12 protein-coding genes are annotated in these 14,168 nt (G+C 63.2%); 3 read left to right on the top strand and 9 right to left on the bottom strand.

Translation table 11 applies throughout. The features are described from left to right. Positions 1–9: 9 nt before the first annotated feature. Together ACQ4WS_RS19515 and ACQ4WS_RS19510 are read right to left on the bottom strand one after the other, a co-directional pair. Entirely contained in the window at positions 10–1,509 is a 1,500-nt protein-coding gene (locus ACQ4WS_RS19515; RefSeq protein ID WP_436478722.1) for a Do family serine endopeptidase, read from the bottom strand. A 284-nt stretch (positions 1,510–1,793) separates the two neighbouring features. Then, the gene (locus ACQ4WS_RS19510; protein WP_436478721.1) at positions 1,794–2,255 is read right to left on the bottom strand and encodes an Hsp20 family protein; all 462 of its coding nucleotides are present in this window, start codon (positions 2,253–2,255) and stop codon (positions 1,794–1,796) included. Positions 2,256–2,476: 221 nt separating this feature from the next. Between ACQ4WS_RS19510 and ACQ4WS_RS19505 the strand changes: the two genes are divergently transcribed. Beyond that, positions 2,477–2,827, top strand: coding sequence for a hypothetical protein (locus ACQ4WS_RS19505; protein ID WP_436478720.1), 351 nt, complete (start codon positions 2,477–2,479; stop codon positions 2,825–2,827). A gap of 72 nt (positions 2,828–2,899) precedes the next feature. On the opposite strand, the gene ACQ4WS_RS19500 is transcribed toward ACQ4WS_RS19505, so the two are convergent. The 4 genes from ACQ4WS_RS19500 to imuA all read right to left on the bottom strand — a co-directional run bounded on the left by ACQ4WS_RS19500 (position 2,900) and on the right by imuA (position 6,646). Then, a complete protein-coding gene (locus ACQ4WS_RS19500) occupies positions 2,900–3,658 on the bottom strand; it encodes an alpha/beta hydrolase family protein (RefSeq protein WP_436478719.1) in 759 nt (252 codons plus the stop codon). 79 nt (positions 3,659–3,737) lie between these two features. Next, positions 3,738–4,442: a glutathione S-transferase N-terminal domain-containing protein gene (locus ACQ4WS_RS19495; RefSeq protein ID WP_436478718.1), complete on the bottom strand. Its 705-nt coding sequence runs from the start codon at positions 4,440–4,442 to the stop codon at positions 3,738–3,740. Positions 4,443–4,518: 76 nt separating this feature from the next. After that, positions 4,519–6,006 (bottom strand): Y-family DNA polymerase, encoded by a 1,488-nt coding sequence (locus ACQ4WS_RS19490; RefSeq protein ID WP_436478717.1) that lies wholly within the window; start codon positions 6,004–6,006, stop codon positions 4,519–4,521. After that, positions 5,936–6,646 carry a translesion DNA synthesis-associated protein ImuA gene (imuA, locus tag ACQ4WS_RS19485; RefSeq protein WP_436478758.1) on the bottom strand — a complete coding sequence of 237 codons (711 nt, stop codon included), beginning with the start codon at positions 6,644–6,646 and terminating at the stop codon, positions 5,936–5,938. The genes ACQ4WS_RS19490 and imuA overlap by 71 nt, the downstream gene beginning before the upstream one ends. Before the next feature lie 217 nt (positions 6,647–6,863). Here imuA and ACQ4WS_RS19480 point away from each other — a divergent pair, with 217 nt between their 5' ends. Next, a complete protein-coding gene (locus tag ACQ4WS_RS19480; protein WP_436478716.1) occupies positions 6,864–8,129 on the top strand; it encodes a putative Na+/H+ antiporter in 1,266 nt (421 codons plus the stop codon). A gap of 65 nt (positions 8,130–8,194) precedes the next feature. Here ACQ4WS_RS19480 and ACQ4WS_RS19475 read toward each other — a convergent pair whose 3' ends face one another. The 3 genes from ACQ4WS_RS19475 to ACQ4WS_RS19465 all read right to left on the bottom strand — a co-directional run bounded on the left by ACQ4WS_RS19475 (position 8,195) and on the right by ACQ4WS_RS19465 (position 13,105). After that, entirely contained in the window at positions 8,195–10,228 is a 2,034-nt protein-coding gene (locus ACQ4WS_RS19475) for a GNAT family N-acetyltransferase (protein WP_436478715.1), read from the bottom strand. Between the two features lie 83 nt (positions 10,229–10,311). After that, positions 10,312–11,526 (bottom strand): MFS transporter, encoded by a 1,215-nt coding sequence (locus ACQ4WS_RS19470; protein WP_436478714.1) that lies wholly within the window; start codon positions 11,524–11,526, stop codon positions 10,312–10,314. A 325-nt stretch (positions 11,527–11,851) separates the two neighbouring features. Next, the gene (locus tag ACQ4WS_RS19465; RefSeq protein ID WP_436478713.1) at positions 11,852–13,105 is read right to left on the bottom strand and encodes an extracellular catalytic domain type 1 short-chain-length polyhydroxyalkanoate depolymerase; all 1,254 of its coding nucleotides are present in this window, start codon (positions 13,103–13,105) and stop codon (positions 11,852–11,854) included. A 183-nt stretch (positions 13,106–13,288) separates the two neighbouring features. Between ACQ4WS_RS19465 and ACQ4WS_RS19460 the strand changes: the two genes are divergently transcribed. Further along, on the top strand, positions 13,289–13,831 hold the full coding sequence (locus tag ACQ4WS_RS19460) for a PRC-barrel domain-containing protein (RefSeq protein WP_436478712.1): 543 nt from the start codon (positions 13,289–13,291) through the stop codon (positions 13,829–13,831). Positions 13,832–14,168: the final 337 nt, after the last annotated feature.

Below are 14,168 nucleotides of genomic sequence, written 5' to 3'. Positions count from 1 at the left end.
GTTTCTTCATTAACCCAAACGCACGGGAATAAAAATCTTGTCGGGGCCCCGCTGTATCAGCAAAGCCACCGACTTGGCCGATTTTTCCACCACGTCGCGCACTTGCTCGACCGTGTTGACGGGACGGCCATTGACCGACAATAACACGTCGCCCGGCTGCACTCCGGCATTCGCGGCAGCGCCGCCCGCGTCTTCCACCAGCAAGCCGGCGCTGATGCCCGCCTCGCGTTTTTCATCCGATTGTAAGGGACGCAGTGCCAGGCCCAGCTTTACCTTGCCGGCGGCGCTGTCGCTCTTCGCCACGTCAGCCACCTTGTCGGCCGCATTGCCCAGGGTGGCCGTCAGGTTGACGACCTTGCCGTCACGCCAGACATCCATGCTGATCTTGTCACCTGGCAAGGACGTGCCCACCAGCGCCGGCAAGTCGGCCGAGCCGATGATGCGCTGGCCATTCACCTTGCGCACCACGTCGCCCGATTTCAGGCCCGCTTTGTCGGCCGGGCTGCCCCGCTCCACGTTGGCCACCAAGGCGCCTTCCGGCGTGGCCAGCTTGAACGAATCGGCAAAGCCCTGGTTCACTTCCTGCACCGTCACGCCCAGCTTGGCATGACTGGCCTTGCCCGTGGCGACGATCTGGTCCTTGATGCGGCCCGCCAGGTCGATGGGGATGGCGAACGACAAGCCCTGGAAGCCGCCTGTCTGGCTGTATATCTGCGAATTGATGCCGACCACTTCGCCGCGCGTATTGAACAGCGGGCCGCCCGAGTTGCCGGGGTTCACTGCCACGTCCGTCTGGATGAAGGGCACATTGCTATCGTCCGGCAAGGAACGGCCCTTGGCGCTGACCACGCCGGCCGTCACCGTACTGTCGAAGCCATAAGGAGAACCGATGGCCAGCACCCACTCGCCCACTTTCAGGTCGCTCGAATGGCCGAGCGGCACGATGGGCAGGTTATTGGCATCGATCTTCAGCACGGCGATATCCGTCTTCGGATCCGTGCCCAGCACCTTGGCGCGGAATTCGCGGCGGTCGTTCAGCTTGACGGTCACTTCGCGCGCATCGCGCACCACGTGAGCGTTCGTCATGATGATGCCGTCCGGGCTGACGATGAAGCCGGAGCCGAGGCCGTGCGTGGGCACGTCGCGGCCACCGCGCTGCCCGCCTTGCGGACCCTGGAAGCGGCGGAAGAATTCAAAGAACGGGTCGTTGCCGAAATCGTCATTGTCAGCCTGGGCCGAGGGGTCGTAAGCCACCTTGGTGCTGCCCGTGACGCTGATGTTGACCACGGCCGGGCTGTTGCGCGCGGCGATCTGGCTAAAGTCGGGCAAGGCCACCAGCGGCGCGGCAGCGGCAGGCGCGACGGCGGCAGCTGCGGGGGCGGCGGCATTCGCGCCGGCATTGTTCTGATGCACCACCATGGCGCCACCGGCGCCCAGCACACCGATCGCGGCCAGCGCGGCTACGGTGCGTTTGATTTTCAGGGATGCGGTATTCGTTTGCTGTTCCATGAATTGCTCCTCATTCAATGAGATTTTGATGTATGCAATAGTGGGCCACGAGTCTTAGGCAGTGCTTAACAATTTTCTATTTGGAAACAGGCATTTGCGCCTTTAAGCAGGGTTTAATCTTGCGCGCCGCGCGCACCTCGCATGGCGGGCCATGAAGAACCCGAACGGGCTCCAGACGTGATACTGGCCGGATCAACCGGCCAGTATTTTACTGCATGGGGAGGCGCTATCTCCTCCCGACGATGCCAGCGCGAGGCGCCGGGATCAGCTCAACTCAGATCACATCAGGCTGCCTGACGCTGTTCCAAAGTGCTGACGGTGGCGCCAGTGGCGGTGCCGATCTCGATCTTGCGCGGTTTCAGCGCTTCCGGCACTTCACGCACCAGGTCGATGGTCAGCATGCCGTTTTCAAACGTGGCGCCCGTGACCTTCACGTGGTTGGCCAACTGGAACCGCTGTTCGAAATCGCGGGCAGCGATACCGCGATGCAAGAACGTGCGCTCGACGCCATCTTTCTGCTTGCGACCCGTGACGTGCAGGGAGTCGCGTTCGGCGATGATGTCGACCTCTTCGCGCGAGAAGCCGGCCAATGCCATCACGATGCGGTACTTATCTTCCGACACCAGTTCGATGTTGTACGGCGGATAGCTGGGCTGTGCATCGGCGCGCTGTTCGTTGAGCAGCTGTGCCAGGCGGTCAAAGCCAATGGCGGAACGGTACAGGGGAGCAAGGTCAAAAGTACGCATGATAAATATCCTTTTCAAATGAAGCGATAAGAGGGGCGGACCTCACCATGAGCATCCGCTTGCTACCAATCTAAGGACGATCAAGCGGTCTTCAAGGCCTTGAAATTGGCGAAAAACGCCCCAGCCGCCACTAAATTTGTAAGAAATTTTTACATGAGCCAGCCAGGGGGATTTGCATGGCGTCCCCTATGCGGCACCGGCTTTTGGTGTATGCTGGCGGCATGAACAATGACACCGACATCCAGCTCAGCGGCCCCTTCAAGGCCACCGACGGCTCCGGCCGTGCCCACGACATCAAGGCCATCCGCATCTTCGACGAAGGCTACGGCATCATCGACGTCTACGTCGATTTCGCCGCCCCGCTCGAAGCGGGCGCCTATAAGGACAAGACCCTGGTCGGCCACATCCTGGCCCGCCTGCGCGGCCTCGGCTACGTGGGCCCCGACTTCGGCCATGGCGACCTGGGCTTGCAAGACAAGAAACTGATCGTCCTGGAAGCGCCGGAAGAATTTTCCGCCTTTGCCGTCAGCAAAGGCTGGAAAGATCTTTCGGCAGAATTTGACGAAGATTAATCCTTCAAACTATCGACACTATCTGCGCCGCGCCAGCTCTGCTGCCGCGGCGTTTTTCATGGACAACGATATTTAGGTCAGGTAGCGCGCGCTCCACGCGGCGATCACGTTGGCAACGTAGGCCGCGTCATCGCGGCCCGTCAATAAGTGATCGGCATCGTCGAGCGAAATAAAACTTTTCGGATGCTTGGCGGCCGTAAATATCTCCATCGCGTTCGACAGGCTCACGGTCGTATCGTTCGGCGCGTGCATCACCAGCAGGGCGCGGCGCAGGCCGGTGATGTGCTCTTTCAAGCTGTGGCTGCCCGCGTCGTCGACGAATTGCTGGCGGATACGGAAAGGCCGCCCTTCCAGCTGCACCAGCGCTTCGCCTTCGGCGGCGATTTGCTCCAGGTGCTCGCTGAACATGCGCGTCACGTACGCGGGCGTGCTCGGTGCGGCCAGGGTGGCGATGGCGGTCGCTTCCGGCACCTGCGCGGCGGCGGCCAGCACGGCGGCGCCACCCAGGCTATGACCGATCAGCAATTGCGGCGCGGCATGTTTTGCGCGCAGGAAATCGGCAGCGGCGACCAGGTCGTCCACGTTCGACGAGAAATTCGTGGCCGCAAACTCGCCTTCGCTGGCGCCCAGTCCCGTGAAGTCGAAGCGCAGCACGGCGATGCCGTATTGCGTCAAGCCTTGCGCGATGCGCCGCGCGGCCAGCACGTCCTTGCCGCAGGTAAAACAGTGGGCGAACAGCGCATACGCGCGGATGGCGCCGTCGGGCGCATCGAGCCGCGCCGCCAGCACATGGCCGTGTGCGCCAGGAAAATCTTGCCGGGTGGATTTCATTGTCTCAGATCAAAGCTGCCGCGCAGGGCGGCCGATGGCGCATTGTAGCGCCGCCCGGCCGCCGCCGGCTGGCATCACTTTAATCACGCTTGGGTATATCCAGGCCCTTGATGACGGCAGGACGGGCCAGAAACGCGTCCAGCGCGCGTTGCACATTCGGGAAATTGCTGAAACCGACGAGCTCGCCCGCGCCATAGAAACCCACCAGGCAGCGCACCCACGGGAAGATGGCGATGTCGGCAATCGTGTATTGGCTACCCATGATCCAGTCGCGGCCCTGCAGGCGCTGCTCAAGCACGCCCAGCAAACGCCTGGCCTCGCCGAGATAGCGCTCCAGCGGACGCTTGTCCTCGTAGTCCTTGCCGGCGAATTTGTGGAAGAAGCCCACCTGGCCAAACATGGGGCCGATACCACCCATTTGTAACATCAGCCATTGGATCGTTGCATAGCGCAGGCCCGCGTCCTGGGGGATGAACTTGCCCGTTTTTTCGGCCAGGTACAGCAGGATGGCGCCCGACTCGAACAGGGCCAGCGGTTTCCCATCGGGACCGTTCGGGTCGAGGATGGCGGGAATCTTGTTGTTCGGATTGAGGGACAGGAAGGCGGGCGACAGCTGATCGTTCTGCTCGAAGCTGACCAGGTGCGGCTCGTACGCCAGGCCCAACTCCTCCAGCAGAATGGAGACCTTGATGCCGTTCGGCGTCGGCAGCGAGTACAGCTGCAGGCGCTCGGGATGCAGTGCAGGCCATTTTTGGGTGATGGGGAAGTCGGAAAGTTGAGACATGGAAATCCTTATTGAAGTGGTTGACGCGGCGCAAGCAAGTATAGCCAAGCATGGCGGTTTCAGCAGGGCAGCGCATTCAGCCAAACAAGCCATGCAAAAACCAGCGCGGCGCGGCATTTTCTCCGCTGCCGGCGATGCGTTCGCGGTAGACCCAGTAGTGGGCGTGGTCGAGGCCTTCCGCGATGAAATAATCGCGCGCCTGCGACTGGCCCCACCAGCCCGCCTCGATACGCTCGGCGACAGACACCATTTTCAAAGGCGAGCCATAAAAGGGCCGGTGTTCGCGCATCAAGAGGGCGACGGGCTGGGCCAGCAGCCAGCCGGGACGGGGCATGCCGGGCAAGCCGGGCGGCAAGTCCGGCGCCGCGTTTTTTGCGCCGGGCTTGGCCGGCAGCGGCAGCCACTGGTTGGCCGTCTCGGGGCGGTAATCGGCGCGCGGCACTGCCTGCAAGACATTCTCGGCACCCAGGCGCGCCACCAGCAATTCCAGCAAGCGCTGGCGCTCCTGCGGCGTGCCGCCCGGCTCGGGAAACAGACTCTCGCTGGGCGGCGCCATGGGCTGCACCTGCAGCGCTTCCAGGGTGAGGCCGATCACGGGAGAGTCCAGCACCAGTTGCGCCAGGCGCTCCTTGAGCAAGCGCACCAGGTGCTCGTCGCGCCAGACGGCGACACCCAAGGCCAGGTCGATGACGGTGGGCGTGCGCGCCACCCTGCCCCGCTCGTGCGCCAGCAGCAGCTGAATGCGCTCGACGGCGAATTGCCGCGCGCACAGCCAGCCCGTCATTTGCTGCAACAGGCGGCGCGCGCCGAACAGCAGCGCGTCGGCGTGCTCCACGCGGTCGAACAATTCCAGGCTGGCGCGGAACGTGGGCGGCGCTTCGAGCCACAGGTACAGTTCCGTGCTGTGGCCATGCGCATCGTCGAGCATGTCCAGCAAGGCTGCGCCGCAGCGGCGCTGCAAGCCGGGCCGTGGCAACTGGCGCAACTGCCCCAGGGTACGGCAGCCGATGCCCTCAAACCAGTCCAGGTAGGGGCGCGCGGGCGGCAGCAAGGCGCACGGCAGGCGGTCGAGGCGGCGCACCAGACTCTCCATGCGCAGCACGCGGCCCCGGCGCGTAGGGGCGCGCGCCAGCAACCAGGCGCCGCGCGCCGTGGGGGCGCACGACAGCTGGGCCGTGTAGCCCAGCGCGCGCAAGCTGGCCGCGATCTGCCGACACAGGGCGCGCACGCCGCCAAACAGGCGCAGGCTGGCGCCCGCATCGACCAGCAGGGTCGCTTCCTCGCCCTGCGCCACCAGCGGAGAGTATTGCAGCAGCGCCAGCGCCACCGCTTGCAGGGCTTGCGCTTCCAGTTCAGGCGAGCGCTCGTGCAAGCGCGCCTGCGGCGCCAGCATCAGCGCGCCGGCGCGGCGCATGCCTGGCCGGATGCCGGCCGCCCGCGCCAGCGGCGACAGGGCCATCACTTGCTCCTGCTGCAGCACCACGCCCAGGTGATCAGCCGACCAGCGCGGGCAAAACACTTCGAGCGGGAGCCGGGGCAGGCACAGGCCGATCCAGAGTCGCATGGCGTAGCAATAGTGAAGGAGGTTGCAGGGGCAGGAACAGGGGCGCGTCGCGCTGCGGTCCCCGGCGCTTGATGAAGCCGATCTCGATGCCGCCGGCGGCCGGGCGCACGGACAGGCGCAGCGGTGCCGGCGACGCATCCTGCGCGCCGTGCAGCGGGCGCAGCATGCAGAACAGGGTGTTGCCGCTTTGCGCGGCCAGGTGCAGCCGGCGCAGGCTGTCGGCACGCACGTGCGCCTGCCAGAACAGCAAGGCGCCGCAACTGCCACTACGCAAGATGTTTTCCGCCGCCCACAAGGCATCCTTGCTGCCGGCGCTCTTTAGCCACAGCAATTGCGACGGCGCCAGTCCCTGCGCGGCCAGGGCCAGCGCCTGTGGCGGATGGGGTGGTTGCAGCAGCACGATGGGCAAGCCCGGCAGTTGCGCCAGCGCAGGCGCCAACAGGCGCAATTCGCCGCTGCCCGGCTGCTGCACCAGCAGATCGATGAGGCTGCCGCTGGGCCAGCCGCCGCCAGGCAACTGCGCGGACAGGGCGGCAAAGCCCGTGTCCAGGCAGCGTGTGGCGCCCTGGCCCAGCTGCGATGCGCGCCACAAGGACGGGTGCAAGGCTTCCGGCGAGGCCATCAATTCGGAATGTTGCATCATTGGCTAGATAGATAAATACTGTATGCATATACAGTACTATTCGCGCCCGCTTTTGGCAAGGCCTATCTGCATATTATCTGCGCAGCACCTCCCCGGAGGCCGCTCCGCCATGTCCGAAAAACCCCGTTTTTGGCATCGATTGCTGTACCATAAGCACTCTCCTTACCGCTCGGCAATGCACCGGGCGGCTTCCTCCGTCCATAAGGAAACGCATTTGACTACCATCCAACTCATCAGCGCCATCGTCTTCGGCCTTGCGCTCATCCACACCTTCGCCGCCAAATCGTTTGAAACATTGTCGCAGCGCCACCCCCGCCATGCAGGCTTGCTGCATTTGCTGGGCGAAGTGGAAGTCGTGTTCGGCTTCTGGGCCTTCATTTTGATCATCATCATGGCCTTTGTCTCGGGCGGCGATGCGGCCATCGAGTATGCCGAATCGCGCCAGTACACGGAACCGCTGTTCGTCTTTGTCGTCATGGTGGTTGCCGCCTCGCGCCCCGTGCTCGACGCCGTGCAGCGCCTGCTCAAAGGCGTGGCGCGCGTGATGCCGCTGCGCACGGAACTGGCCCTCGTCTGGCTGGGACTGGCGCTCGTCCCCCTGACGGGTTCGATGATCACGGAACCGGCCGCCATGACCCTGGCCGCGCTGATGCTGGCGCCGCAAATCTTTCGTCCGGGCATACCCGAATGGCTGAAATACGGCGCGCTGGGCGTGCTGTTCGTCAACGTTTCCATCGGCGGCACCCTCACCTCGTACGCGGCGCCGCCCGTGCTGATGGTGGCCACCACGTGGAACTGGGATAGCGCCTACATGGCCAGCCATTTCGGCTGGAAGGCCGCCATCGCCGTCCTCATCAACGCCACCGGTGTGAGCATATTGCTGCGCAAATACCTGCACAGCAACACCTCCGACATCAAGCCGAAGGCCGGCGAAGTCGAAGCGCCCAAAGTGCCGCTGGCCGTCAGCATCGTGCACATGATCGTGCTGGGCGGCGTGGTCGCCCTGGCGCACCATCCCGTGCTGTTCTTCGGCCTGTTCCTGTTCTTCCTCGGCTTCGTGCAGGCCTATGAGCGCTATCAAAGCCCGCTGATCCTGAAAGAGGGTTTATTGGTCGGCTTCTTCCTGGGCGGCCTGGTGGTACTGGGCGGCATGCAGCAATGGTGGTTGCAGCCCATCGTTTCGAGTCTGAAGCCGCTGGCCCTGTTCTTCGGCGCCCTGGGCTTGACGGCGATCACCGACAATGCGGCTCTCACTTACCTGGGCTCGCTGATCGTCGGCATGACGGACGAAGCGAAGTACATGCTGGTGGCTGGCGCCGTGGCCGGCGGCGGCCTGACCGTCATCGCCAATGCGCCGAACCCGGCCGGCGTATCCCTGCTGCGCCGCGGTTTCCAGGATGAATCGATCGGCGCCGTCGGCCTGCTGGCGGGCGCCCTGTTGCCGACGGCCGTGGCGGCCCTGGCCTTCCTGGCTTTGTAAGTCGCATCACGGGGCGGCTACCGGCCGCCCCCGCTTCCTTCAGTTTCCCACCTCAGTTCCCCTCCTCAGTTTCCTTCATACACGAGGAAATGCAGCCGGTCATAGAACAGGCTGTAGGCATAGTCAAACGTGCCCACGCTGCGAAAACCCTTGTGCAGATACACTTGCAGCGCTTCGCTCTTTTCCCACACCGTCAAGGTAATGCGCGCGCAGCCCTTGCGGCTGGCCAGGTCGCGGATTTCATGGAACATCTGCCGGAACAGGCCCTGCCCCCGGTATTTTTCATCGATGGCCAGGCTGCTGACGAAACAGTCGTCGGCGCGCGCATGCGCGAGCACGAAGGCGTCATACGCATCGTCGAGCGCTTTCATGTCGTCGCGGTAATACGAGACGGCGCCGCAAGCCTGGAACTCGGCCATCGTCGCCGCCGTGAAGAAGCCGATGAAGCGCCCGTCCTCGTCATGCAGGCCGTGGATGTGCGCCAGATACGGGTCGATGTTCTGCCGCCGCTGCAATTCGACGAATTGCAGATTGAGTTTATTGCCGAACGAGCAGTATTCGAGGTAACTGGTGGCAAACAGCAGCTTCGCCATGCGGTTCTTCGCCTCATCGCCCAGCAGTTCCCCCGCCACCAGCTTGAGCGGCGCATGCGACAGCAGGCCCGCCTGTGCCTCGTCACCTGGCCGGGCGACATCGCCGGCGGGCGGCATGCGGCTGCCATGGCGGCCCACGGTGGGACGCCAGAAATTGCCAGTGGCAATACGCTGCGAACGGTGGGCCAGCAGGTAGCGGCAAAAGACGGCATTCACGCGATCCAGCTGCGGGTCGTCCGACAGCACCGAGTAATAGTGAAAATGCTCGATGTCCGCCCGCAGCTGGGCCGCATACGCCATGCGCGGCACTTCCTCGATGTCGAACACGTCGACGATGTCGGGCAGGCTCAGGGGATCATCGAGTTGCCAGCCAATTTCGGCTAGCTGCGCCACGCAGCGCGCATACGCGCGCCGCTCCTCGTCGCTCAAGGGGATGTGCATGCCGGTAATGATATCGTCCAGCAAACGCATGCCGCGGATGCCGCCCGCCACCGCTTCCCGCGCGCCGTCATACAGCACGCCATAGCGCTGGTAGAACTCGGCATGGCTGAGCAGGGTCACGCCCAGGTTTTTCTTCCATTCGGCATAAAACTGGCCAAACAGCTGCGCCTCGAATTGCGGGCAGGAACGGGGAACCGCTGCATCGATGTCCGCATAGGCGAGGTTCACATTGCGCTGGATCACACGCAGCGCGGCATCGTTCTTCTTGGCGATCAGCATGCCCGTTTCATCGAGAAACAGATTCATCCAGCTGACATGCCGGCGCTCTTCGCTGTCACCATCCTTGCGCTGGAAATAATCGGGCACTTCCGGCTTCATCAGGAAAATCGTCGCCGGATTGTGCGGGATCGTATCGACATCCATATACATGCCGCCGTATTCGCACATGATGAGGATGCGGAAATAATCGGACAGGGTGGCGAAGTAGCGCTGCGTATGCAGGGTATCGAGTATGCCGAAGCGGGCCGGCGCGAAATCGAGCGCCAGCGCCCTCAACGAGTTGATATGCAGGGTCGTGCCGCCGATGGCGTAGCGGCCTATCGTATAGCGCCCGGCACCGCCCGTGGGGCTGAAACGCTCGTCATTGCGCAGCTGCTGCGCATCCCACACCCACAGGATGGAGACATACGGCGCGCCGCCGTTGTGCCGCACCGCTTCCAGCGCCGCGCCCCACTGCTGGATCGCTTCGGCTGCGATGGCCGGCAACGCTCCGCCCATCCAGATGCGGTGCAGGTAGCGCTCGTCGTCGCCCAGCGCGCGCGTGGGGATGCAGCTGAGCGACGAGCAGCTTGCCGCATTGAAATGGTTGAAGTTCAGGGCGACGAAGCTGCGCAGGGACGCGATGCCCGCCTGGTGCTCCACTGCCAGTTGTTCCAGATCAATGCCGGGGGGCCGGACATCGGCCAGAGTGATGTAATCGAGTTTCAGCCGGTTGATGCGGAACTCGTATTCCAGGTTGAAAATCTTTGCTTGATCGTGTTTCGAGGCCAGGTCATCTATTTTCATGGGCGCACCATTTTCCGCAGGAGAGTGTCAATAAACTTCGCAGGAGGTAAAACAAGGTCGACAACATGCGCATCGTTGCGCCATCAGTGCCGGGCCAGCAGCACCTCGCTTTCCCGGCGCCCCGTCATGCCCCGCGTAAACAGCAGCAGGCAGGCGGCGATGACCACGATGACGGGGATATTGAGCAGCGCATACGTTTCCAGCGCATAGCCGAAGCGCTGGCACAGCACGTTGTACAGCTGCAGCCAGGCGAACAGATAAATGCAGTACAGCAAGCTCATGGCGGCCGTCGTCAAGGTCATCGATTCCTTGCTGGCCGTGATCGCGCTGCGGATCAGGGCGCCGTTGAACAGGCCGAAGCCGATGGAATAGACAAACATGCAGGCCGCAAACACGTCGACATGGTGGCGGCCCGCGCCGGCGCCCAGCATGCCGCCGGCCGCGATCAGCCCGCCCAGGCGCAACAGGGAGACGAGGGGGAAATCCTGGCGCAGGCGCTGGATGGCGATGCTGCTGAGGACAAAGCCCGACAAGATCACGCATTGCAAGGCGATATACGTGGCATAGGAAGCACCCATTTCCTGCAGCACGAAGATGGGCGAAAAGCCGATCCAGGCCGTCAGCGGCACGGTGGCCAGCCCGGCCGTGAACATGCCGAACATGAAGCGCCCGTTGCTGAAAATGGCCGCATAGCTGCGCACGATGGCGCGGCCATCCAGGCGCGGCTGGGCCGGCGCCGCGCGCGGCATGCTCTTGAACAGGCCCAGCAAGGACAGCAAGGCCAGCAGGCCGGAGAGGAAAAAGACGTAGCGCCAGTCCAGCCGGCTGATGATGGCGCTGCCGAGGATGGGGCCGGCCAGGGGCGCGAGGATGGTGGTGCTCGACAGAATGCTGCTCAGCTTGACGGCCGCCATGTCATCAAACAGCTCATGAATCATGGCATAGCCGACGAAGATGAAGCAGCAGCCCATGCCCTGAATGAAACGCGCGGCGAGAAATTGCTCGATCGAGGAGGAAAATGGCACAGCCAGCGTGGCCAGCAGGAACAAGGTATTGCCGGTCAGCACCAGCTTGCGCTTGCCGATGGTGTCGGCCAAGGGCCCCAGGAAAATCTGCAGGGAACTGCCGCCCAGCAGATACAGGCTCAAGGACAGGGGAACGAATTTTTCCTCTGCCTGGAACTCGCCGACGATGCCCAGCATCGCCGGCATGATCATGTCGTTCGACAAATAAATATTCAGTTCAAAGACGAGGAAAAACGCAAAAAACCACAGCAACTGCTTGGACTTGATAGACATGGCGCGTTCCGTAACGTGGGTGGCTGCCGTCAGTGCGTATATGCCGTCGGGGCATGGGACGGCAGACACGTTTCACACTGAAAACGTGTACCAATTGTATACCAGTTAGTATTTTTAGCGCCTTTTTTTGTGATTTTTAAATACCGCAGCAATACCACTTATATGAAATCGAGGGAATGACGGCATGCGCTGCCAGGGCTGAAAAGGTGCGGCAGGCGCGCTGACGCGACCGTGCGGCGGCACGGCCAGCGCTGCAGGGAAGAGAAGAACCGTGCGTACCAGTGCCTGCCGTGCCGTTGCGGCGCGCAGGTACTGGTACGCAGGCTTACCGGCGGTGGTGGCTGGCGAAGAAATCGAGCAGCATCCTGCTGGCGTCGGGCTTGGCCTTGTCATTGAACGGCAGGCTGGCATCGCCACCGCTCCAGGCGTGCTCAAGGTGCTCGACCTGCGCCACGCGCAGCAGCACATCCTTGCCCACCTGATAATCGTGCAGCGCATACGCATGGGCCGGATTGCGCCCGCCCGCAGCGCCGCCAGGCAGGCGCTGTGCCGTCACCACGGTGTCGGCAGGCAGGCGGTTCACGCGCACGCTCTGGCGCACCAGCTGCGTCTGGTTGATGGGCCGCACCACCTTGTCGGCCAGCCCTTGCAGCAGGATGGTGGGCAGGCGGGGAAACGCGGGCCGGCGCGCCAGCACTTCATCGATGGCCGCGTCGGCACGGGCGGCAGCGCCATGTTGCATCACGCCCAGCGCACCGATCAGATTATGCCCGGCGCCAAACACGGGCCCGGAATGCAGGCCCAGCGCGGCAAACAACTGCGGGTGATTCAGGGCCACGATATGTGCCATGCCGGCGCCGGCGGAAATGCCGCAGATATAAATACGCGCACGGTCGATCGCATAGCGGGCCGCCACCTGCTCGATGGCGCCGACGATCAGGCGCACGTCGCCGCCGCCCTCCTGCGTCAGCTTGTCGTACCACTTCCAGCAACGGCGCGCATGCGAGCGCAACGATTGCTGCGGATACAGCACGGCATAGCCCTTGCGTTCGGCCAGGCGGTTCATGCGCGTGCCTTCGGCAAACTGCGTAGCGCTCTGTTCACAGCCGTGCAGCATCACCAGCAGCGGCCGGCCACGGCTGCGCATGGCGGCGCTCGGCGCCTTCTCGGGCAAGTACAGGAAATACGGCAGGCGCCGGCCCGGCACCTGTCCCAGTTCCGGCAATGGCGCATAGTGGGCGGCCAGCCACTTGCCCGGCGGAGGCGCCGTTCGCTTGCGCACGCGCGGCGGCGACAAAGACGTGGCAAAGGGCGCCAGGGCGGGCACGGCGTCGCTGGCGGGCCTGGCGCGCGGCTTGGGACTCGCCTTCACGGTCTTGACCACGGCCTTGCTCACCGTCTTGCGGGGCTTGGGCTTGGCTGGCACGGGCCCGAACAGCACCTTGGCCAGCTTGCTCGCCGTGCGCTGCTGCGCCTTACCCGCGCGCAATAGCCCGCGTAGCCATTTGGTGGCGGGCTTTACCATGACCAGCGGCGCGCTGGCCGTGATGGAGCGTACCGCAAGTTCATCCCTCTGCATCGTTGCATCGTCAGCATGTGCGGCCTCCTCCGTAGAATGCATAGAGTACCGCAATTGGCTGACAACACCGTACGTTTGCACACCGACAAAAGTGCCGTCAGCACCATTGAGGCAGATCAAGTGCGGCCTTGTGCACATGCGTAATCTGGGAACTCGATCAGCACTTCACGAGGAGAGAAGACCATGAGCTATCTGGACCGCGACATCTTGGGCATGTACCGCAACCACGACGGCCCGGGGCCGGCTCTGATGGGGGCCGATACCCTGATCGGGGACGATGTCTATAATCACGACGACGAAGAGCTGGGCGACATCAAGGAAATCATGCTCGACATGCGTACCGGCCAGATCGCCTATGCCGTGCTGTCCTTCGGCGGCATCCTGGGCATGGGAGACAAGCTGTTTGCCGTCCCCTGGGAACGCCTGACCCTGGACAACGTCAACAAGCGCTTCCTGCTCAACGTGAACAAAGACTTGCTGAAAGACGCACCCGGCTTCGACAAGAACAACTGGCCCGACATGGGTAGCGATGCGTGGAAGCAGCAGGTGGATGCGTTCTATGGCAGCGGCACGCGCTACGACCGCGGCGTCATGGCAGCGGGCAGCATGCAGTCCGGCAGCAAAGGCAGCATGTCCAGCGGTTCCATGAGCGGCAGCCGCGCTGGCACGGGCAGCAGCCAAGGCGACCTGGGCTCACGTTCCTCGCTCAACGATGATGAAAGGTAGAACCTGGGTCGGGTAGGTTGTGTAGGTTGGGTAGGTCGGGTAGGTCGGGTAGGTCGGGTAGGTCGGGTAGGTCGGATTAGCGGCGCAGCCGCGTAATCCGACACCACCGACACCACCAACGACATCGTTGACATCGTTGAAACCGTTGACACCGTTAACACCGTTGACACCGCACCACCGTCGCGCCAACGATGGCGTCGGATTACGCGTGGCTTCGCCACGCTAATCCGACCTTGTATTATTCCCTTCATGCCGTTCGTGATATTGCGAACGGTATCGACCGCTGTCAAAATCTTGGTAGGCATATCAAGACCGGGTAACTGGATGCCGTATCCGC

This window comes from Janthinobacterium leeuwenhoeki (assembly GCF_051380795.1).
GTDB lineage: Bacteria > Pseudomonadota > Gammaproteobacteria > Burkholderiales > Burkholderiaceae_D > Janthinobacterium.
This window is presented reverse-complemented; position numbering and strand designations above follow the sequence as displayed.

Excerpts from the sequence above, each read along its gene's own strand:
- ACQ4WS_RS19510 (WP_436478721.1), bottom strand. The coding sequence starts at position 2,255 with ATGCGTACTTTTGACCTTGCTCCCCTGTACCGTTCCGCCATTGGCTTT.
- ACQ4WS_RS19475 (WP_436478715.1), bottom strand. The coding sequence starts at position 10,228 with ATGAAAATAGATGACCTGGCCTCGAAACACGATCAAGCAAAGATTTTC.
- ACQ4WS_RS19505 (WP_436478720.1), top strand. The coding sequence starts at position 2,477 with ATGAACAATGACACCGACATCCAGCTCAGCGGCCCCTTCAAGGCCACC.
- ACQ4WS_RS19465 (WP_436478713.1), bottom strand. The coding sequence starts at position 13,105 with ATGCAGAGGGATGAACTTGCGGTACGCTCCATCACGGCCAGCGCGCCG.
- imuA (WP_436478758.1), bottom strand. The coding sequence starts at position 6,646 with ATGCAACATTCCGAATTGATGGCCTCGCCGGAAGCCTTGCACCCGTCC.
- ACQ4WS_RS19495 (WP_436478718.1), bottom strand. The coding sequence starts at position 4,442 with ATGTCTCAACTTTCCGACTTCCCCATCACCCAAAAATGGCCTGCACTG.
- ACQ4WS_RS19490 (WP_436478717.1), bottom strand. The coding sequence starts at position 6,006 with ATGCGACTCTGGATCGGCCTGTGCCTGCCCCGGCTCCCGCTCGAAGTG.
- ACQ4WS_RS19470 (WP_436478714.1), bottom strand. The coding sequence starts at position 11,526 with ATGTCTATCAAGTCCAAGCAGTTGCTGTGGTTTTTTGCGTTTTTCCTC.
- ACQ4WS_RS19500 (WP_436478719.1), bottom strand. The coding sequence starts at position 3,658 with ATGAAATCCACCCGGCAAGATTTTCCTGGCGCACACGGCCATGTGCTG.
- ACQ4WS_RS19515 (WP_436478722.1), bottom strand. The coding sequence starts at position 1,509 with ATGGAACAGCAAACGAATACCGCATCCCTGAAAATCAAACGCACCGTA.
- ACQ4WS_RS19460 (WP_436478712.1), top strand. The coding sequence starts at position 13,289 with ATGAGCTATCTGGACCGCGACATCTTGGGCATGTACCGCAACCACGAC.